This is a genomic window from Serinicoccus shuyuelongi (assembly GCF_045032955.1).
Taxonomy (GTDB): Bacteria; Actinomycetota; Actinomycetes; order Actinomycetales; family Dermatophilaceae; genus Ornithinicoccus.
The window spans coordinates 104,482-122,530 of sequence record NZ_JBJFZU010000002.1; the positions used below are offsets into that span (position 1 = coordinate 104,482).

Annotated in this window: 17 protein-coding genes; 5 read left to right on the plus strand and 12 right to left on the minus strand. The window is 71.6% G+C overall.

Features of this window, described 5'->3' with window-relative positions:
* Window positions 1–53 precede the first annotated feature (53 nt).
* Window positions 54–1,673 carry an FAD-dependent oxidoreductase gene (locus ACI3EY_RS00740; RefSeq protein WP_405039067.1) on the minus strand — a complete coding sequence of 540 codons (1,620 nt, stop codon included), beginning with the start codon at window positions 1,671–1,673 and terminating at the stop codon, window positions 54–56.
* A gap of 75 nt (window positions 1,674–1,748) precedes the next feature.
* Here ACI3EY_RS00740 and ACI3EY_RS00745 point away from each other — a divergent pair, with 75 nt between their 5' ends.
* A complete protein-coding gene (locus tag ACI3EY_RS00745) occupies window positions 1,749–2,306 on the plus strand; it encodes a helix-turn-helix domain-containing protein (protein ID WP_405039068.1) in 558 nt (185 codons plus the stop codon).
* Window positions 2,307–2,326: 20 nt separating this feature from the next.
* Here the strand turns inward: ACI3EY_RS00745 and dnaB are convergent, their stop codons facing one another.
* Window positions 2,327–3,688, minus strand: a complete 1,362-nt coding sequence (gene dnaB, locus ACI3EY_RS00750; RefSeq protein ID WP_405037029.1) for a replicative DNA helicase — start codon at window positions 3,686–3,688, stop codon at window positions 2,327–2,329.
* Between the two features lie 396 nt (window positions 3,689–4,084).
* Between dnaB and ACI3EY_RS00755 the strand changes: the two genes are divergently transcribed.
* Window positions 4,085–4,528: an Hsp20/alpha crystallin family protein gene (locus ACI3EY_RS00755; protein WP_405036961.1), complete on the plus strand. Its 444-nt coding sequence runs from the start codon at window positions 4,085–4,087 to the stop codon at window positions 4,526–4,528.
* A gap of 122 nt (window positions 4,529–4,650) precedes the next feature.
* Window positions 4,651–5,985, plus strand: coding sequence for an MATE family efflux transporter (locus ACI3EY_RS00760; RefSeq protein WP_405039069.1), 1,335 nt, complete (start codon window positions 4,651–4,653; stop codon window positions 5,983–5,985).
* A 64-nt stretch (window positions 5,986–6,049) separates the two neighbouring features.
* On the opposite strand, the gene mnhG is transcribed toward ACI3EY_RS00760, so the two are convergent.
* The 10 genes from mnhG to rpsF form a co-directional block, all read right to left on the minus strand.
* The gene (gene mnhG, locus ACI3EY_RS00765; RefSeq protein ID WP_405036963.1) at window positions 6,050–6,412 is read right to left on the minus strand and encodes a monovalent cation/H(+) antiporter subunit G; all 363 of its coding nucleotides are present in this window, start codon (window positions 6,410–6,412) and stop codon (window positions 6,050–6,052) included.
* On the minus strand, window positions 6,409–6,807 hold the full coding sequence (locus ACI3EY_RS00770) for an MrpF/PhaF family protein (protein WP_405039070.1): 399 nt from the start codon (window positions 6,805–6,807) through the stop codon (window positions 6,409–6,411). Before ACI3EY_RS00770 ends, mnhG begins: the two co-directional genes overlap by 4 nt.
* Complete coding sequence (locus tag ACI3EY_RS00775) at window positions 6,804–7,427, minus strand: Na+/H+ antiporter subunit E (RefSeq protein ID WP_405039071.1); 624 nt, start codon at window positions 7,425–7,427, stop codon at window positions 6,804–6,806. Before ACI3EY_RS00775 ends, ACI3EY_RS00770 begins: the two co-directional genes overlap by 4 nt.
* Window positions 7,424–8,983: a Na+/H+ antiporter subunit D gene (locus ACI3EY_RS00780; protein WP_405039072.1), complete on the minus strand. Its 1,560-nt coding sequence runs from the start codon at window positions 8,981–8,983 to the stop codon at window positions 7,424–7,426. Before ACI3EY_RS00780 ends, ACI3EY_RS00775 begins: the two co-directional genes overlap by 4 nt.
* Window positions 8,980–9,471 carry a Na(+)/H(+) antiporter subunit C gene (locus tag ACI3EY_RS00785; protein WP_405039073.1) on the minus strand — a complete coding sequence of 164 codons (492 nt, stop codon included), beginning with the start codon at window positions 9,469–9,471 and terminating at the stop codon, window positions 8,980–8,982. The genes ACI3EY_RS00780 and ACI3EY_RS00785 overlap by 4 nt, the downstream gene beginning before the upstream one ends.
* The gene (locus ACI3EY_RS00790) at window positions 9,468–12,428 is read right to left on the minus strand and encodes a Na+/H+ antiporter subunit A (RefSeq protein WP_405039074.1); all 2,961 of its coding nucleotides are present in this window, start codon (window positions 12,426–12,428) and stop codon (window positions 9,468–9,470) included. The genes ACI3EY_RS00785 and ACI3EY_RS00790 overlap by 4 nt, the downstream gene beginning before the upstream one ends.
* A gap of 165 nt (window positions 12,429–12,593) precedes the next feature.
* Entirely contained in the window at window positions 12,594–13,040 is a 447-nt protein-coding gene (gene rplI, locus ACI3EY_RS00795) for a 50S ribosomal protein L9 (RefSeq protein ID WP_405036969.1), read from the minus strand.
* A gap of 25 nt (window positions 13,041–13,065) precedes the next feature.
* The gene (gene rpsR, locus ACI3EY_RS00800; RefSeq protein WP_405036970.1) at window positions 13,066–13,305 is read right to left on the minus strand and encodes a 30S ribosomal protein S18; all 240 of its coding nucleotides are present in this window, start codon (window positions 13,303–13,305) and stop codon (window positions 13,066–13,068) included.
* Window positions 13,306–13,392: 87 nt separating this feature from the next.
* Window positions 13,393–14,013: a single-stranded DNA-binding protein gene (locus ACI3EY_RS00805; protein ID WP_405039075.1), complete on the minus strand. Its 621-nt coding sequence runs from the start codon at window positions 14,011–14,013 to the stop codon at window positions 13,393–13,395.
* 62 nt (window positions 14,014–14,075) lie between these two features.
* A complete protein-coding gene (gene rpsF / locus ACI3EY_RS00810) occupies window positions 14,076–14,363 on the minus strand; it encodes a 30S ribosomal protein S6 (RefSeq protein ID WP_405036972.1) in 288 nt (95 codons plus the stop codon).
* Window positions 14,364–14,651: 288 nt separating this feature from the next.
* Between rpsF and ACI3EY_RS00815 the strand changes: the two genes are divergently transcribed.
* Together ACI3EY_RS00815 and ACI3EY_RS00820 are read left to right on the plus strand one after the other, a co-directional pair.
* The gene (locus ACI3EY_RS00815; RefSeq protein WP_405036973.1) at window positions 14,652–15,818 is read left to right on the plus strand and encodes a nucleotide sugar dehydrogenase; all 1,167 of its coding nucleotides are present in this window, start codon (window positions 14,652–14,654) and stop codon (window positions 15,816–15,818) included.
* Window positions 15,811–17,934 carry an acyltransferase family protein gene (locus tag ACI3EY_RS00820; RefSeq protein WP_405039076.1) on the plus strand — a complete coding sequence of 708 codons (2,124 nt, stop codon included), beginning with the start codon at window positions 15,811–15,813 and terminating at the stop codon, window positions 17,932–17,934. The genes ACI3EY_RS00815 and ACI3EY_RS00820 overlap by 8 nt, the downstream gene beginning before the upstream one ends.
* Window positions 17,935–18,049 lie beyond the last annotated feature (115 nt).

Sequence of the window (18,049 nt, forward strand, 5' to 3'; positions counted from 1 at the left end):
ATCTCGTCCTCGTCGTGCAGGCCGAGAGATGACCTTCCGGACGAGAGTCGTTCCTAGACGTCCCGGCGGACCGCCCGGAGCACGATGTCGTCGACGTGGTGGCTCGACGCGGCACCTGCCGGCCGGGGGCGGGTCTCGTGGGTGAGCACCGTCCACCCCTCCTGCTCGGCGAGGGCGGCGGCGATCTCCTCGACGCCGACGTAGGCGCCGGGATCGAACATCCAGGTGTGCTCGGCCGGGTCGACCGCCTCCCGCATCGGGGCCAGGTCGTGGCTGACGACGAGCAGCGTGCCGCCGGGGGCGACGGCGTCCAGCAGGTTGCGCAGGCCACGCTGCTCCGGGGTGCGCAGGAAGGAGCCGTACTGCAACGAGACGAGGTCGTAGGCGCCCGGCTCGAACACCCCTGGCGCGTTGGCATCGCCGTGCAGCCGGGTGACCGGCACGCCACGGCTCTTCGCCGCCTCTCCGACGTGCTGCAGCGCGGTCCCGGAGATGTCGGAAGCCGTGACCTCCCAGCCCCGCCCGGCCAGCCAGAGCGCGTCTCCGCCCTCCCCGGCACCGATGTCGAGCACCCGGCCCGGCGGCATACCCTCCACCTCGGCCACCAGGGTGCCGTTCGGGTTGCCGCTCCACATCCGCTCGCCCGCGCCGTACCGGGCGTCCCAGTCCGCCTCCTCGCCCGAGGGCCGAGCCCGCGAGCGCAGGTCCTCCTCGGCGAGACTGAAGGCGATCATCGCGCCGACGCGACCTCCGTGAGCGGCCGACGGCAGGACCTGGAGCGAGGGGTCGGTGACGTTGCCCGCGGCATACACGCCGGGGACCGCGGTCTGCCCGGTCATCGGGTCGACCTCCAGCACCTCTCCCATCCCGGTGGGGTGCGCGCTGCCGACGACGCCGAGCGGGGCCAGCACCTCGATCCGGGCGTGGAAGCGGGTGCCGACCAGCACGGCGTCGGCCTCCAGGACCCGCCCGTCCACGAGCTCGACCCCGGTGACCGCACCGTCCCGACCGGTGACCACCCGGCGCACGTCGGTGCGCACGACCGGCACGCCCGCGTCCTCGAAGACGCCGAGGGTCACATCGTCGACACCCGCCACGTCGTGGAGCACGACCGTCAGGCCGTCGGTGAGGTGGCGCAGGAGGGCGGTGGGGTGCAGCCCCATCGGGTGGGTGATGATCTGCACGAGCCGCTGGTCACGCACCTCGTAGCCGTGGCAGAAGGGGCAGTGGATGACGTCCCGACCCCAGCGCTGCGCCAGGCCCTCGATGTCGGGCAGCTCGTCGCGGATGCCGGTGGCCGCGAGCACGCGCCGGGCGAGGAGGGTATGCCCTCCGCTGAGCTCGACGCGGAAGCGTCCGTCCTCGGCGGGCCGGACCGCCAGCACCCGGCCGGTGAGCACCTCGCCGCCGTAGCCGCGAACCTCCTCGCGGCCGATGGTGAGCAGCTCGGACGGCGGGACCGCCTCGCGCCCGAGGTAGCCGTGCATGTGCTCCGCCGGCGCGTTGCGCGGGGTGCCGTCGTCGACCACGACCACGGTGCGCCGCTGCCGCGCGAGCTGCAGGGCGGCGGTCAGGCCGGCGGCCGATCCACCGATGACCGCGACGTCGCAGTGACGCTCGACGGGAGGGCGGTCGGCGTGGTCGTGCTGCTGGGGGTGTGCGTGCGTCATCATGACTCCACGGTAGACGCATCATGCTGTATGCGGGAACCGTTTTGCACTATTCGCAATACCTGCCACCATGGTCCTATGTCTTCCACCATCGACGTCGAGACGCTGGCTCGCACCCGGCTACGCAGCCTGCGCAGCACCCTGGGGTACTCGCTGGAGGAGCTGGCCGAGCGCACCCACCTCAGCCCCTCGACCATCAGCCGGATCGAGACCGGCAAACGCACGCTGGGGCTGGACGTGCTCGTGCCGTTGGCTCAGGCGCTCGGCGTCAGCCTGGACGCGCTCTTCGAGACCCCGGGCGACGAGGACGTCGTCATCCGCCCGTCCCCGCACAGCTCCGGCGGGCACACGACGTGGCCCCTCAGCCGGCCCGACGGACGCACGGTGGCCATCAAGATGCGCCTTGAGCCGACAGCGGCTGCGCCGACCCAGCGGGTGCACCCCGGGCACGACTGGTTCGTGGTCATCGAGGGACGGGTCCACCTGCACCTCGGGGAGCGGCAGGTCGAGGTGGGCACCGGCGAGGCGGCCGAGTTCTCCACGATGACACCGCACGCGATCAGTGCGATCGGCGGGCCAGCCGAGGTCGTCATGATCTTCGACCGCGAAGGGCAGCGGGCGCACGTGCACCAGTGAGACCCGCTCGCGACGGACTCCTAGAAGTTGCTCGCCATGTTGGTGAACCGGCTGTAGTGACCCTGGAACGCCACGACCACGGTGTCGGTCGGTCCGTTCCTGTGCTTGGCCACGATGACGTCGGCCTCACCCTCGCGAGGTGACTCGCGCTCGTACATCGACTCACGGTGCAGCAGGATCACGACGTCCGCATCCTGCTCGATCGACCCACTCTCGCGAAGGTCGCTCATCTGCGGCTTCTTGTCCGTCCGCTGCTCGGGCCCACGGTTCAGCTGAGAGAGCGCGATGACCGGCACCTCGATCTCCTTGGCCAGCAGCTTGAGCGCCCGGGAGAACTCGGCGACCTCCTGCTGACGGGACTCGACCCGCTTGCCCGAGCTCATCAGCTGCAGGTAGTCGACGATGACCATCTTGAGGTTGTTGCGCTGCTTGAGCCGACGGCACTTGGCCCGGATCTCCATCAGCGACATGTTGGGGCTGTCGTCGATGAAGAGCGGGGCATCGGTGATCCGACCCTGGGTCTCCGCCAACCGGGTCCAGTCGCGGTCGCGCATGTTGCCCTTGCGCATGTTCTGGAGGGGAATCTCCGACTCCGCCGACAGCAGACGCATGGTGATCTCCGTGCGGCTCATCTCCAAGGAGAAGACGACGGTGGGCATCGCGTGCTTGATCGCCGCCGCGCGGGCCATGTCGAGGGCGATCGTCGACTTCCCGACAGCCGGCCTCGCGGCGATGATGATCATCTGTCCGGGGTGCAGGCCGTTCGTCAGCTCGTCCAGCTCGGTGAAGCCGGTGGGCACCCCGGTCATCTCCCCCGAGGACCCGGCGGCGTGCTCGATCTCGTCCATCGTCGGCTCGATGAGCTGACCCAGCGCGTGGTAGTCCTCACCGCCCCGCTTGTCGGCGACGGCGTACACCTCGGCCTGGGCGGCGTTGACGATGTCCTCGACGTCGCCCCCGGCATACCCGATCTGCACGATGCGGGTGCCGGCGTCCACCAGCCGGCGCAGCACGGCGCGCTCGGCCACGATCTCGGCGTAGTAGGCCGCGTTGGCGGCCGTCGGCACCTCCGCGATCAGCTGGTGCAGGTATGCCGTCCCCCCGATGCGCTGCAGGTCACCCCGCTTCGTGAGCTCGTCACCGACGGTGATCGCATCGACCGGCTCCCCCCGGGAGTACAGGTCGACGCAGGCCTCGAAGATCGTCTCGTGCGCCGGGCGGTAGAAGTCCGGGGCCTTGACCATCTCGGAGCACTCGGCGATGGCGTCCTTGGACAGCATCATCGACCCGAGGGCGCTGCGCTCGGCAGCGACGTCCTGCGGGGGCAGACGGTCCTCGGGACCACCCCCGTGACCCTGGTCCGGCGGTCCGTAGACCTCCATCTCGCTCAGCGCCATACCGCCTCCTCGACGACTCGACCTCTACGCGTGCACAGTCCAGCACCGACCGCCCACACACCTGCCCGCGCACCCGCCGACAGCCCACCGTAGGCCCGACCCGGTCCCGGCGCAGCATCCCCCTGTGGACGACATGGGGATCACCTGTGGACGTGGTGGGGACGACGCGCCACGAGCACGGCGCCACCTGTGCACAGTCCTGTGGACAGACGAGGAACTTGCGTCACACACCCCTTGTGACCTGCGATGACGCTTCCCACAGCCTGTGGACGAGAACTCGTACGAACACGCCCGGGAAGATTGACAGACGCGCCGAGGTTTAGCACTCTAGGGGCGAGAGTGCTAACACTCCCACCCACCCACGACAAGGAGGAACCCACGATGAACCGCTTCGACCCGCTCCGTGAGATGGACCGGATCATGACCGAGCTGCGCAGCGCCCCCACCGGCGCCACGGCGATGCCGATGGACCTCTACCGTGCCGGTGACCGCTTCGTCGCCCAGGTGGACCTGCCCGGTGTCGACCCGGCCTCCATCGACATCGACGTCGAGGACCGGACGCTGACCCTGCGCGCCGAGCGTCGGGAGCAGACCGACGTCGAGCAGTGGCTCTCGCACGAGCGCCCGGCCGGCACCTTCGCCCGCCAGCTCACCCTCGGCTACGGCGTCGCCCTCGACCGGATCGAGGCCGACTACAGCGACGGGGTGCTGACCCTCACCTTCCCGGTCGCCGAGGAGGCCAGGCCGCGCAAGATCTCTGTCTCGCACGGTGGCCAGCACAGCCTCGACGGGCAGACCGTCGAGAGCGAGCACGCCACCGCCTGAGCCCGGTCCACCGCCCGCGGGGTGGGCCCGTCACCCGACGGGCCCACCCCGTGCGTGTATGTGACCGGCGGCGCCGCCCCGCACCCGGCAGGGACGTCGGAGCCTGGTGAGAGAGTGTCCCGGTGAGCCAGCAGCCACCCGCCTCGGGACGGGGCCGCGAGGTCCTGCGCCTGGCCGTCCCGGCCTTCCTTGCGCTCGTCGCCGAGCCGCTCTTCCTGCTCGCCGACTCCGCGATCGTCGGGCACCTCGGCACCTCGGCCCTCGCCGGCCTCGGCGTGGCCAGCGCGGTCCTGCTCACCGCCGTCAACATCTTCATCTTCCTCGCCTACGGCACCACCGCGGTCGTCGCCCGCCGGCTCGGTGCGGGTGACCAACGGGGGGCGATCAGCGCCGGCGTCGACGGGATCTGGCTGGCTCTGCTCCTCGGCACGGCCGGCGCGCTCGTCACCGCGCTGCTGGCCCGCCCCCTGGTGGAGCTCTTCGGGGCCGGGCCCGAGGTGGTCACCGAGGCGGTGACCTACCTGCGCTGGTCGGCCCTGGGCATACCTCCGATGCTGGTGGTGCTCGCCACCACCGGGGTGCTGCGCGGGCTGCAGGACACCCGTACCCCGCTCATCGCCTCGGTCGCCGGCTTCTCCGCCAACGCCGTGCTCTCGCTGTTCCTGGTCCACGGGGTCGGCTGGGGAATCGCGGGCGCCGCCATCGGCACCGTCATCGCGCAGACCGGTATGGCGCTGGCGCTGGTGATCGTCGTCGTCCGGGGAGCGCGTCGGCTGGGGTCGTCGCTGACCTTCCACGGCGCCGGGGTGCTCCGGGCGGCGCGCGGCGGCATACCGCTGCTGGTGCGGACCGTCGCCCTGCGCACCGCCCTGCTGATCACCACCTGGACCGCCGCCGGCCTCGGTGACGAGCAGCTGGCGGCGCACCAGGTCGCGATGACCGTCTGGTCGACCCTGGCGTTCGCGCTGGACGCCCTGGCGATCGCCGCCCAGGCGCTGACCGGCCGGACCCTGGGCGCCGGCGACGTGGTCGGCACCCGGGAGACCACGACGCTGATGGTGCGCTGGTCGATCTGGTTCGGCGGCGGGCTCACGCTGCTCATCGTCGCCCTGCACCAGGTCGTCCCCCTCGGCTTCAGCCAGGACCCCGAGGTGCGGGCCGCGCTGGCCGCCGCGCTGCTGGTGGTCGCCGTGGGCCAGCCGATCGCCGGCATCGCGTTCATCCTCGACGGGGTGCTGATCGGCGCCGGCGACACCCGGTGGCTGGCCTGGGCGCAGATCGCCGCCACACTGGCCTACCTGCCGATGGTGCTCGCGGTGTATGCCAGTGGCGTCGTCGGCACCGCCGGTCTCGTCTGGCTGTGGGTCGCCTTCACCGGCTTCATGGCCGTGCGGGCGGCCCTGATGTGGCGTCGAGCCCAGGGCGAGCGGTGGATGGTGGTCGGCGCCGTGCGGTGACCACGGGAGCTCGGCCGCTGACATGCGTGCCGTGGCCCGAGAACGAGCTGCCGGCAGCGAGAGGTCAGCGGGGAACCTCGTCGCCCTCGTCGGCCTCCTCGCCCCGCCGCCCCAGGTGGATGTGGGCGGGGGCGATCTGCCCGGTGCGGAAGCCGGCCCGGCCGACCATGTGCGATCCGGCCGGGATGGTCAGCAGCTGGAAGAGCCCGATCAGCCCCAGCATCCCGATGTCCAGCCCGGAGCGCGAGCGCAGGCCCACGCCCAGGATCACCAGCAGCACCCCGAGCACCTGCGGCTTGGTCCCGGCGTGCATCCGGGTCAGCAGGTCGGGGAAGCGCAGCAGGCCGACGGCCGCGGCGAGGCACAACAGCGCGCCGAGCAGCAGACAGACCAGCCCGAGGACGTCGAGCACATCGAGCAGCGTCATCGCGACCCCTCCCCCTCGCTGCGGGACGGCCGGGTGTGGGGCCCGGGGTCCGCCGGCAGCGGCCGGGCGGACAGGTCCTCCTCAGCGAGCCTGTCCGGCATCGGGTCGGGCACCGGGGTGTCCCGGTCCCGGGCCACGAAGCGGGCCACCGCGACCGAGCCCAGGAACCCCACCAGGGAGAGCGAGATGAGCAGCGGCAGGGTGGTCCAGGCGTCGCTCAGCGCGGCGTAGGCACCGAGCGCACAGATCACGATCGAGACCAGGACGTCGGTGGCCACCACCCGGTCCAGGACGCTGGGGCCGATCGTGATGCGGACCAGCGTCAGGGTCGCGGAGACGGCCAGCAGCCCGCCGACGATCCAGGTGAGGACGGCCTCCACGAGGTCGATGCTCATGAGCTCTCCTCCGTTGTCGTGGCGGCGGCCGCGTCAGCAGCCGCCTCGCCCCGGCGCCGCCGCGGGTCCAGCAGCGACGTCGGGTCCGGGTGCAACGCCCGGAGCACCCTCGCCTCCTGCGCGCGCACCTTGTGCCGCACCTTCTCCGCCTGGTGGCGGGTGCTCACGTTCAGCGCGTGCAGGGTCAGCACCCGGCTGCCCGAGTCCAGGTCGATGACCACCGAGCCCGGTACCAGCGACACCATCTCCGCGGTCAGCGTCTGCAGCAGCGGATCGTCCCCGGCCAGCTCCAGGTCCATCACCACACCGCTGGCGACCGGCCCCGGCCGCACCGAGAGCCAGGCGACCTCCACCGAGGCACGCACCAGGTCGAGGAGGAAGCGCCCGAGCAGCACCAGCAGCCCCAACGGGCGTACCCGCAGGCGCAGCTCCACCCGGGGCAACGGGAAGAGCACCAGCACCAGCAGGGCGATCAGCACGCCGCCCAGCAGGTTGAGCAGGTCGAGCGTCCCCCACAGCAGCACCCAGACCACCGTCAGCCAGAGCACGCCCCACGGTGAGACACGCGGGATCCGGGAGCTCACCCCGCTGCCCCGTGCCTGCCTCCCGCCGCCCGTCACAGCCCTGCCCCCGTCCTGACCCCGAGCACCGCGTTCAGGTAGGGCTCACGCAGCACCAGGTCGACCGCCGCCCGGGTGGTGATGTCGAAGAGCGGTCCGGCCACCACGGTCAGGGCCAGCCCGACGATGACCAGCCCCATGGTCGGGGCCAGCACGCCGAGACCGAGCGCCTCGTGGTGCCCCCCGCGCATGGGCCCCTGACCGGTGATGCCCTTGGCGTTCTCAGACCAGAACGCGCGCCCCCACACCTTGGCGACGGCATACAGGGTGAGCAGCGAGGTGAGCACCGAGCCGACCACCAGCAGCATCGCCAGCCAGGTCTCCTCGGCCACGCCTGCCTGCACCAGGCCGACCTTGCCCAGGAACCCGCTGAACGGTGGGATGCCCGCCAGGTTCATCGCCGGGATGAAGAAGAGGATGCCCACCACCGGCGAGATCCGGGCCAGGTCGCCCAGCCGGGTGCTGTCGGCGGAGCCGCCCACCCGCTCCACCAGCCCGAGGACCAGGAAGAGGGTCGTCTGCACGGTGATGTGGTGGACGACGTAGAAGATCGCCGCCGCGAGCCCGTGGGTGCTGCCCAGCGCGATCCCGAAGAGCAGGAACCCGATGTGGCTGACCAGGGTGAAGCTGAGCATCCGTTTGATGTCGTCCTGGGCGAGCGCACCGAGGATCCCGACGATCATCGTCAGCAGCGCAGCGACCAGCAGCAGGTCGGTGAACGGGGAGTCGGGGAAGAGCAGCGTCTGGGTCCGGATCATCGCGTAGATGCCGACCTTGGTCAGCAGGCCGGCGAAGACCGCGGTGACCGGCGCGGGCGCGGTGGGGTAGGAGTCCGGCAGCCACCCGGACATCGGGAAGATCGCCGCCTTCACCGCGAAGGCGACCAGCAGCATCAGCTGCAGCAGCGCCGCGGTCCCCGGTGAGATCTCGCCCAGCCGCTCGCTCAGCAGCGCCAGGTTGATCGTCCCGGTCGCGCCGTAGGTCAGCCCGATCGCAGCCAGGAAGATCAGTGACGACAGCAGGGACACCAGCACGTAGGTGGTCCCGGCGCGGACCCGTTCGGCGGTGCCGCCCAGGGTCAGCAGCACGAAGCTCGCCGCCAGCAGCATCTCGAAGCCGACGTACAGGTGGAACAGGTCGCCGGAGATGAAGGTGGTGGTCACACCGGCCGCCAGCACCAGCAGCGTCGGGTGGAAGACCGGCAGCGGCGAGTGCCCGTCGCTCTCCTCGTCGAAGCTGCTGGCGCCCTGCCCGATCGAGTACGCGAGCACCGCCAGGGTGACGACCGTCGAGACGATCACCATCAGCGCCGCCAGCCGGTCCACGATCAGCACGATGCCCTCGTGCGCGGCCCAGCCCCCGACGAACATCACCTGCGGGCCCTGGGTGTCGCTCGCCCAGAGCAGCACCCCGGCCAGCACCGTCATCCCGGACAGCGCAGTGACGCTCACCACCCGCTGCACGGCGGTGCGGCCGGCCGCGGCCAAGGTCAGCCCGGCACCGATCAGGGGCAGCAGCACCAGCAGGGGCACCATCCAGGCGTACTCGTTGCTCATCGGGATCCCCCTTCCTCGTGCTCGCCGGTATGCCGGTGCCTGTCGTGGTGCGACCTCTCGGCCCGTTCGGTCTCGGCGACGATCTCCTCCGCCTGCTCACGGGCGCCCGGCTCGGAGCCCAGGTCGTCGGCCTCGGCGCGGGCGTGGATCCTCGCCGACTCGGTGTCGTCGGCCACCAGGTCGTCCCGGCCCACCTGCCAGCCCCGGTGCGCCAGCGCCAGCACGAACGCGGTCATCGCCAGGGTGATGACGATGGCGGTGAGCACCAGCGCCTGCGGGACCGGGTCGGCCATCGGTTGGCCACCGCGGGTGCCCACGATCGGGGGTGCGCCGGCAGGGCCGGAGCCGATGATGAAGAGCAGGTTGACCCCGTTGCCCATCAGCAGGAAGCCCATCAGGGCACGCACCAGGGACCGGGAGAGGAAGAGGTATGCCCCGGTGCCGACGAGCACGCTCGCCACCAGGATCAGGGTCAGGTTGGCGGTCATCGGCGGGCCTCCGCCTCTGCGTCGGCCTCGGTGTCGGTGACGTCGCGGTCCTGCTCGCGGGCGATCTGCGCGTCGATGCCCGAGCCCAGGCTGCGCAGCACGTCCAGCATCAGGCCGATGACGACCAGGTAGACACCCACGTCGAAGAGCAGGGAGGTCACCAGGTGCACCTCGCCCACCAGCGGGATCGTCAGGTAGGCGTCCCAGGTCCGCAGGGCGGGCGAGCCCACCAGCATCGGCAGCACGGCCGAACCTGCGGCGATGAACAGCCCGCTGCCCAGCAGCACCGCCGGCATCACCGGCAGCGCCGCGCGCAGCTCGTAGCCCCGACCGGCCAGGTAGCGCAGGCAGAGGGCAAGCCCCGCCACGATGCCCGCGGCGAACCCACCGCCGGGCTGGTTGTGTCCCGAGAGCAGCAGGTAGACCGACCACAGCAGGATGGTGTGGAAGACCAGCCGGGTCACCACCTCCAGGATCACCGACCGGCGTTCCGGGTCGAGGCGGTGGATGCCGGAGATCCACCGGCTGGGCAGGATCGCGCCCGTGGTCTCGGAGGTCCCGGAGCGCATACCGGCCCGGTCCCCACGGGCGCTGCGCAGCCCGGCGCGGACCCGGTCCATCGCCTCGTCCCGCAGGAAGACCAGGCTGGCGACCCCGGTGGCGCAGGCGAGCACCACGGACAGCTCGCCCATGGTGTCCCAGGCCCGGACGTCCACCAGGATGACGTTGACGATGTTGCGCCCGGCGCCGTAGTCGACGGCACGGTCGGCCAGGTCGACCGCAGCCGGCGGGTGGATCCGCGAGGCGGAGACCACCAGGGCGGTGGCCCCGACGACGACCCCGACCAGGGTGCCGAGCAGGGCCCGCATCCGGCGGGTGAGGATGCTCGGGTCGTCCGGGAACCGGCCGGACAGCCGCCGCAGCACCAGCACCAGCACCACCAGGGAGACCGTCTCGACCAGGATCTGGGTCAGCGCCAGGTCCGGTGCGCCGTGCAGCAGGAAGAGCATGGCCACCCCGTAGCCGGTGACCGCCACCAGGAAGGCGGCGCGCAGCCGGCGGCGGGCGCGGGCGGCCAGCACCGCCGAGGCGATGACCAGCGCCGCCACCGCGACCTGGGCCGCGCTGTCCGCGATCCGCACGTCGTCGGTGCCCGGCCACCGGATGCCGCCGAACAGCAGCTGGCTCCCGGGCAGCACCACCAGCACGGTGAAGATGGTGCCCAGCAGCATCGGCAGCGAACCCCGCTGGATGAAGCCGGTCGTCTCCAGCGCGACCCGGTCCAGACCCCGCATCACGACCTGGTAGGTCCGGGCGGCGTCGAAGGGCGACAGCGGGATCGGGACCTCCGCCGGGCGGCGCGCCTGCACCCAGAACCAGAGGCCGCCCAGGACCCAGACCCCGGCCGAGACGAACAGCGGCAGGCTGAACCCGTGCCACAGCCCCAGGTGCACCTCGGGGTGGTCGCCGGGCACCTGCTGGACGGTGGCGGTGTACCCCTCGAGCACCCCTTCCAGCCGCAGCGAGGTCAGCCCGAGCAGCAGACCACCCAGTGCCAGCGCGAGCGGTATGCCGACCAGCACCGGACCCGGCGAGTGCCACTCGTGCGGCTTGGGCACCACCGCGCCCACCCGCCCGGCCGGCGGTTGCAGCCCGTCGGTGAAGGCCCCCCACACGAAGCGCAACGAGTAAGCCATGGTCAGCACCGCACCGAGCACGAAGGCGAGCGCGGCCATCCCCTGCAACGAGGCCCAGCCGTCGGACGGCTCCAGCAGCGCGGTGAGCGCCGCCTCCTTGCCGACGAAGCCGAGCAGGACGGGCAGGCCGGCCATCGACGCCGCAGAGAGCACCCCCGCCAGCGCGAGCCAGGGTGCGCGGCGCCCGACACCGCGCAGGTACCGGATGTCCCGGGTCCCGGCGGCGTGGTCGATCGCGCCCGCGGTCAGGAAGAGCGAGGACTTGAAGAGGGCGTGCGCCACCAGCAGGGTGAGACCGGCCAGCGCGGCCCCCTCGGTGCCGTAGCCGAGCAGCAGCACCAGCATCCCCAGCTGGCTGACCGTGCCGTAGGCCAGCAGCGTCTTGAGGTCGAGCTGGCGGGTGGCCCGCAACCCCCCCAGCAGCATGGTGCCCGCGCCCAGCCCGAGCACGATGACCTGCCAGACGGGCAGGTCCGCGAAGCCGGGGGCGAAGCGGGCGACCAGGTAGACACCGGCCTTCACCATCGCCGCGGCGTGCAGGTAGGCACTGACCGGGGTGGGCGCCGCCATCGCCCCCGGGAGCCAGAAGTGGAAGGGCACCAGGGCGGACTTGGTCACCGCCCCCATCAGCAGCAGGCCGACCCCCCAGGAGATCATCGCGTCGGACGAGGTCGGCGGGTCGGCCAGCAGCTCGCTGATCCGGTAGGTCCCCCCGGCCTCGCCGATGATGACGATGCCGACCAGCATCGTCAGCCCGCCCGCCGCGGTGACGATCAGGGCCTGCCGAGCGGCCCGGGTGCTGGCCGCACTGGTCGTCAGGTAGCCCACCAGCAGGTAGGACAGGACGGTGGTGATCTCCCAGAAGACGTAGAGCAGGAGCAGGTCGTCGGTGGTGACCAGACCGAGCATGGCCCCTGCGAAAGCCACCAGGGCCCCGGCCAGCAGACCGGGGTTGCCCCCGGTGGTCTGGACGTCGACGTAGCGCGAGCAGTAGAGCAGGACCAGCGCGCCCACCCCGGAGACCACCAGGGCCAGCACCACCGAGAGGGTGTCCAGCCGGAAGACCAGGTCCATGTCCAGGTCGGACACCCAGGCCAGGCGCTCCTCGTGGACGTCGCCGGTCGCCCGGGTCGCGATCCAGCCCGCGGCCACCGCGGGCACCAGGGCCAGCAGCGCGAACGCCCGGGCCCCGAGGGCGCGCACCAGCGAGGGCGCGAGCAGCGCCGCGGCCAGGTGCGCTCCGAGGAGAGCCAGGATCACGCTGGCCTCCCCTCAGTACTTGACACGTCCCGCAAGATTATCGGCGTTCGACCCCCACCCCAAACCTGACGGCTCCAGGGGCCAGGATGCGCGACGGCCCCGCACCGCGAAACGGTGCGAGGCCGGGCACGGGCACCGACCGGGGTCGGCGCTCAGGTGGTGCGGTCAGGCAGGAACGACGCTGACGGTGACGTCGGCCGCGACGTCGTCGTGCAGACGCACGTGCACGGCGTGGTCACCGACGGACCGGATCGGCGTCCGGACCTCGATACGACGCTTGTCGACCGACGGACCGCCGGAGGCGGCGATCGCCTCGGCGATCTCCGAGGGGGTGACGGCACCGAAGAGGCGCCCACCCTGACCGGCGCGGGCGGCGACGGTGACCGAGGAGCCCTCCAGCCGGCTCTTCGCCGTGGTGGCCTCCTCCGCGGTCTTCATCGCTCGCTTGTCGCGGGCGGCGCGGATCGAGTCGACCTGCTTCTGGCCGCCCTTGGTCCAGGCGGTCGCCACCTTGCGGGGCAGCAGGAAGTTGCGCGCGTAGCCGTCCTTGACGTCGACGATGTCGCCGGCGTCGCCGAGACCCGTGACGGGCTGGGTCAAAATGATCTTCATGATCTTCTCCTGACTCTCGGCCGGCTCAGCGGGACGAGCTGCTGTAGGGCAGCAGCGCCATCTCGCGGGCGTTCTTGACGGCGTTGGCGATACGACGCTGCTCCTGCACGGACACACCGGTCACCCGACGAGCGCGGATCTTGCCGCGGTCGGAGATGAACTTGCGCAGCAGCGCGGTGTCCTTGTAGTCGATCGCCTCGATCTTGGCGGTCTTGAGCGGGTTCGCCTTCTTCTTGGGCTTACGAATGACGGGCTTGTTGGCCATCGTGGTGCTCTCCCCTTTCGTGAGAGCCCGAGCCGGGGCTCGGGATGGTAGATGGTGCGTGGAGGTGGTGCGTGCAGGACCGGTGGGTCAGAACGGGGGCTCGTCGTAGGACGGCGCGCCGCCCCATCCGGAGCCCTGCTTGCCGCCGGAGCCGTTGGAGGCACCGCCGGTGGCCCAGGGGTCGTTGTCCCCTGCTGCCTGCTGGCCGCCGGAGGGGGCCGCCGGCTGGCCGGACTGGCCACCCTGGTTGCCTCCCCAGCCGCCCTGGGCGGGAGCCGCCTGGCCGGACTGTCCGCCCTGGCCGCCGCCGCCCTGCCAGCCGCCGCCACCGGAACCTGAGCCACGCTGGGCCTTGGTCACGGTTGCGGTGGCATACCGCATGGACGGGCCGACCTCGTCGACCTGCATCTCCATGACCGTCCGGTTCTCACCCTCCGGCGTCTGCCAGGAGCGTGAGACCAGCCGGCCGCTGGCGATGACCCGGTCGCCGCGGTGCAGCGACTCCGAGACGTGCTCGGCAGCCTCGCGCCACACCGAGCAGCGCATGAACAGCGTCTCGCCGTCCTTCCAGTCGTTGGACTGACGGTCGAACTGGCGGGGGGTCGAGGCCACGGTGAAGTTGGCCACGGCCGCACCGCTGGGGGTGAAGCGCAGCTCGGGGTCGGCGGTCAGGTTGCCGACGACGGTGATGGGGGTCTCTCCGGCCATGTCAGGTCGTCCTTGATCCGTTCGGGTCCTTGGTCATGCTGGGATGTGCGGTCGCGAACGTCTCAGACGTCGCGGCGCAGCAGCTTGGTCCGCAGGACGGACTCGTTGAGCCCGAGCTGGCGGTCCAGCTCCTGGGCGGTCGCGGGCTCGACGGTCATCTGCACGACGGCATAGATCCCCTCGGCCTGCTTCTTGATCTCGTAGGCCAGGCGACGCCGGCCGACCAGGTCGAGGTTGTCGACGGTGCCACCGTCCTTGCCCACGACGGCGAGCATCTTCTCCAGCGTGGGCTGGAGGGTGCGCTCGTCGGTCTCGGGGTCGAGAATGATCATCAATTCGTACTGGCGCATGCGTGAACCCACCTCCTTCGGTCTGTGCGGTCACGGTCTCTCCGTGACAGGAGGGCTTCATACGTCACCACCGCTTCCTGCGAGCATGGCACCGGACCGGTGCCTCCCGCAGGAGATGTCCACAGACCCGGCGGACCGGGCAGGGGGACAGCAGTGAGCCTCCACGGTACCGGCGCGGACGGTACCGCGCCTAATCCCGCCGCCACCCCGGCGCCCGCTGCCTCATGGATCTCTCACCCGGCCGGGGACATACTTGGCAGGCCGTCCAGCCCACCCCGAGGAGCACGCATGAAGATCGCCATCGCCGGCACCGGCTACGTCGGCCTGTCCCTGGCCGTCGTCCTGTCCCAGCACCACGAGGTCGTGGCGCTCGACATCGACCCGGCCAAGGTGGCCCTCCTCGGGCAGCGGCTCAGCCCCATCCACGACCCGGAGATCTCGGACTACCTGGCCACCCGCGAGCTGGACCTGCGGGCCACCACGGACCCGGAGGACGCCTACACCGGCGCCGACTGGGTGGTCATCGCCACCCCCACCGACTACGACACGGAGACCAACTTCTTCGACACCCGCAGCGTCGAGACGGTGCTGGCCGACGTGCTGCGGATCAACCCGTCCGCGGCGGTCGTCATCAAATCGACGATCCCGGTCGGCTACACCGAGCAGCTGCGCGACCAGCACCCCGGCGCGACCATCATCTTCAGCCCCGAGTTCCTGCGCGAGGGCCGGGCGCTGCACGACAACCTGCACCCCTCCCGGGTGATCGTCGGCGACGAGGGCGAGCGCGGACGCGAGTTCGCCGACCTGCTGCTCGAGGGCGCCGTGGACCAGGACGTCCCGGTGCTGCTCACCGGGGTCACCGAGGCGGAGGCGATCAAGCTCTTCGCCAACACCTACCTGGCGATGCGGGTCGCCTACTTCAACGAGCTGGACACCTATGCCGCGACCCGGGGCCTGGACACGCGGCAGATCATCGAGGGCGTCGGGCTGGACCCCCGGATCGGCTCGCACTACAACAACCCGAGCTTCGGCTACGGCGGCTACTGCCTGCCCAAGGACACCCGCCAGCTGCTGGCCAACTACGGCACCGTGCCGCAGACCCTGATCACCGCGATCGTGGACGCCAACACCACCCGGATGGACTTCATCGCCTCGGACATCCTCGAGCGCCAGCCGCGCCGGGTGGGCATCTACCGGCTCATCATGAAGGCCGGCTCCGACAACTTCCGCGCCTCCAGCATCCAGGGCGTGATGTCCCGGCTGCAGGCGCGTGGGGTGGAGGTCGTCATCTACGAGCCCAGCTTCGAGGACGACACCTTCCAGGGCTGCCGGGTGCTGCGCGACCTGGGCCCCTTCGTGGCGGAGGCCGACATCATCATCGCCAACCGGCTGGACGAGCACGCCCGGACCTTCGGCGACAAGCTCTACACCCGGGACCTCTACCAGCGTGACTGACCGGGGGACGACCCTCCGCGGGGACATCGAGGGTCTGCGCGCCATCGCCGTGCTGATGGTCCTGCTCTACCACGCGCAGGTGCCCGGGCTGGACGGCGGTTTCGCCGGCGTCGACGTCTTCTTCGTCATCTCCGGCTTCCTCATCACCCGGCTCCTGGTCAAGGAGGCGCTGGCCACCGGCACCGTCTCGATCGGGTCGTTCTACGCGCGCCGCGCCCGCCGGCTGCTGCCCGCGGCGACGGTCGTGCTGCTCTTCACCACCGTCGCCGGGTATGTCGTCCTCGGCTCCGCGCGGCTGGCCGAGCTGGGCAGCGACGTCCTCGCGGCGGCCCTCTACGTGGTGAACTGGGCGCTGGCGGAGCGGTCGGTGGACTACCTGGCCGAGGACAGCACGGCGTCCTGGGTGCAGCACTACTGGTCGCTGTCGGTGGAGGAGCAGTTCTACGTCCTCTGGCCGCTGCTCATCCTGCTCGGGCTCTGGTTGGCCCGCCGCGTCGGCCTGCGCCCGACCCGGGTGCTGGCGGCCCTGCTGGCCGTCGTGGTCGTCGCGTCCTTCGTCTGGTCCGTGCTCCGGACCGAGAGCTCGCCGGAGACCGCCTACTTCGTCACCACCACTCGCATCTGGGAGCTGGGGATCGGCGCCGGGCTGGTCTTCCTGCTCCCGCGCCTGCGGCGGCTGCCGGGGACCGCCTCCGAGGCGCTCGCCCTGGTGGGTCTGCTCGCCATCGTCTGGAGCGCGTTCGCGCTGTCCACGGCGACCCCCTGGCCGGGGTCCGCCGCCCTCGTCCCCACGGTCGGGACGGCCCTCGTCATCGCCGCCGGGTCGACGGACCGGCTGACGATGGTGGCCCGCGGCCTGGGGGTCCGGCCCATGCGCTTCGTCGGTGCCCTCTCCTACGGTCTCTACCTGTGGCACTGGCCGCTGCTGCAGCTGCTCCAGGAGGTCCGCCCCGGGTCAGGCCTGCGGGCCAGGCTCGCCGTCGCGGGCCTGGGCGTGCTGCTCGCCTGGCTGACCCTGCGCCTGGTGGAGAACCCGATCCGGTTCCACCCCGGGCTGGCCCGGTCCTCGCGCCGTGCCCTCGCCGCCGGTGCCGGCGCGATGGCGGTGACGGTGGCCGCCGGCGGGGCCCTCTGGGCCTCCGCCCCGCGGGTCGGAGAGCTCCCGGACGAGGTCCGCGGCGCGCTGGCCCTCACCGACGGGAGCTCGACGCCCGACCCCGCGATGATCGAGGACCCGGCGCAGACGTTCACCCGCACCGGCACCGTGTACCCGACCCCGGGTGCCGCCGTCCTGGACGTCCCCGGGGCCTATGACGACGGCTGCCAGGTGGTCCAGGAGCAGACCGACCTGCCGGACGAGCCCTGCGAGTACGGGCCTGCCGACGGGACCGACGTCGCCCTGCTCGGGGACTCCAAGATGCTGCAGTGGCTGCCCGCCCTGCTGCCGATCGCCGAGCAGGAGGGCTGGCGACTCACGGTGTGGACCAAGTCCTCGTGCGGGTTCACGTCCACCGGCCAGTCCCCCGAGTGCGTGGAGTACAACGACGCCCTGCGCGAGCACCTGGCCGACCCGGAGCACACCCCGGAGATCATCCTCACCTCGCTGGGGAAGCGTGGTGAGGGCGCCGGGGTCGAGCTGGCCGACAACCTGGACCCGGCCGTGGCCTCCGGCGCCGAGGTCGTCCTGGTCGCCGACAACCCCTACCGCGACTCGGAGGACGAGACCGGTGACCCCTCCTGGTACGAGTGCGTCGAGGACAACCCGCAGGACTACGCCGTCTGCTCCTTCCCCGAGGCGCCGGGCTACGGCACCCCCCTCCTCGAGCGGGCCCACGAGGAGCTCCCCGGCTCGCACCTGGTCGACCTGAGCCGCTGGATCTGCCCGCCCGGGACCCCCGTCCCCGGCGCCGAGGACAGCGAGCCCCGGTGCCCGTCGGTGATCGACGAGGTGCTCATCTTCCGGCAGGGGTCGCACCTCACCGCGACCTATGTGCGCACGCTCACCCCGTTGCTGCACGAGGCCCTCATCGGGACCGGGCTCGCCACCAGCGACCCGGACGAGGTGCCCTGGGAGATCCCTCCGGTGGACTCGCAGACGGCGAGCCGGGGACGCTGAGGCGGGGCCGGTGAGGCGCACCGTCCCCGCGCACCGGCCCGGATATACTCGCCCGGGCGGAACTCGACTCGTGCCTCCGGACGGCCCCCGCCCAGCGGCAGCAGACGAGAGAGCG

Coding starts and splice junctions, on each gene's coding strand:
- ACI3EY_RS00740 (WP_405039067.1), bottom strand. CDS start 1,673: ATGATGACGCACGCACACCCCCAGCAGCACGACCACGCCGACCGCCCT.
- ACI3EY_RS00745 (WP_405039068.1), top strand. CDS start 1,749: ATGTCTTCCACCATCGACGTCGAGACGCTGGCTCGCACCCGGCTACGC.
- dnaB (WP_405037029.1), bottom strand. CDS start 3,688: ATGGAGGTCTACGGACCGCCGGACCAGGGTCACGGGGGTGGTCCCGAG.
- ACI3EY_RS00755 (WP_405036961.1), top strand. CDS start 4,085: ATGAACCGCTTCGACCCGCTCCGTGAGATGGACCGGATCATGACCGAG.
- mnhG (WP_405036963.1), bottom strand. CDS start 6,412: ATGACGCTGCTCGATGTGCTCGACGTCCTCGGGCTGGTCTGTCTGCTG.
- ACI3EY_RS00770 (WP_405039070.1), bottom strand. CDS start 6,807: ATGAGCATCGACCTCGTGGAGGCCGTCCTCACCTGGATCGTCGGCGGG.
- ACI3EY_RS00780 (WP_405039072.1), bottom strand. CDS start 8,983: ATGAGCAACGAGTACGCCTGGATGGTGCCCCTGCTGGTGCTGCTGCCC.
- ACI3EY_RS00785 (WP_405039073.1), bottom strand. CDS start 9,471: ATGACCGCCAACCTGACCCTGATCCTGGTGGCGAGCGTGCTCGTCGGC.
- rplI (WP_405036969.1), bottom strand. CDS start 13,040: ATGAAGATCATTTTGACCCAGCCCGTCACGGGTCTCGGCGACGCCGGC.
- rpsR (WP_405036970.1), bottom strand. CDS start 13,305: ATGGCCAACAAGCCCGTCATTCGTAAGCCCAAGAAGAAGGCGAACCCG.
- ACI3EY_RS00805 (WP_405039075.1), bottom strand. CDS start 14,013: ATGGCCGGAGAGACCCCCATCACCGTCGTCGGCAACCTGACCGCCGAC.
- rpsF (WP_405036972.1), bottom strand. CDS start 14,363: ATGCGCCAGTACGAATTGATGATCATTCTCGACCCCGAGACCGACGAG.
- ACI3EY_RS00815 (WP_405036973.1), top strand. CDS start 14,652: ATGAAGATCGCCATCGCCGGCACCGGCTACGTCGGCCTGTCCCTGGCC.